Source organism: Saccharopolyspora terrae (assembly GCF_004348435.1).
In the GTDB taxonomy this organism is placed as follows: domain Bacteria; phylum Actinomycetota; class Actinomycetes; order Mycobacteriales; family Pseudonocardiaceae; genus Saccharopolyspora; species Saccharopolyspora endophytica.
Map to the genome: position 1 here is coordinate 1 of NZ_SMKS01000151.1, position 1,017 is coordinate 1,017.

General features: G+C 66.9%; 1 protein-coding gene. It reads left to right on the plus strand.

The annotated features are described in order from the left end of the window. Positions 1-114: 114 nt before the first annotated feature. A partial coding sequence (locus E1181_RS31130) for an IS481 family transposase (RefSeq protein ID WP_132679975.1) occupies positions 115-1,017 on the plus strand: 903 nt, incomplete at its 3' end.

Consider the following 1,017-nt stretch of genomic DNA (forward strand, 5'->3'; position numbering starts at 1 on the left):
TGTTGCGGGTCGTGACGTTGGTGTCGGCTGGCAGGGCCTGAGGATGGGGACGGGTCTTTCGACGGCAGGATGAGAAGTGCGACCAACTCGTCCGCCGGACAGAAAGACCCGTCCATGTATCACCGTAATGCCCCGTTGTCAGTCGAGGGCCGCCGCCGGCTCGTGCAGCGTTGCCAGACCCGCCCGATTGCCCACGTCGCCGCCGAGATGGGCATCTCCCGCCAATGCGCCAGCAAATGGGTCAACCGCTGGCGCCGCCACGGTGAGGCAGGGCTGCTCGATCGCCCAAGCGTTCCGCACCACCAGCCCACCGCCACACCCGCCGAGGTCATCACCCGGATCGAGCAGTTACGCCGCCAGCGGAAATACTCAGCGCGCCGGATCGCCACAGAACTCTCCGCCGAGGGTGTGACGATCTCAGTGCGGACCGTTGGTCGGCAGCTGCTGCATCTCGGCCTGAACCGACGCAGGTTCCTCGACCCCACCGGCGCCGGCAACCGCCAGCCCCGGCGGATCCTCGCTCGCTGGCCCGGGCACATGGTCCACCTGGACGTGAAAAAGACCGGCGAAATCCCCGACGGTGGTGGCTGGCGCGTCCACGGCAAAGGCAGCGACCAGGACAAACGAGTTGCCTGCGGCAAGACCCGCGGCCAGCGGGCCCGCTACACCTACCTGCACTCCGCGATCGACGGCTACTCCCGCCTGGCCTACACCGAAGCTCTCCCCGACGAAAAGGCTCGGACCGCGATCGGATTCGTTCACCGCGCCCGCGCATTCTTCGCCCGTCACGGCATCACCCACATTCACCGCCTGGTCACCGACAACGGCGCCTGCTATCGCGCGAAGGACTTCACCACCGTCCTGCGCGGAGCCCGCCACCAGCGGATCACGCCCTACACCCCACGCCACAACGGGAAAATCGAACGCTACAACCGAATCCTGGCCGAAGAGTTCCTCTATGCCCGCGTCTGGACCAGCGAGCACCACCGCACCGCAGCCCTAGCGATCTGGAACGTG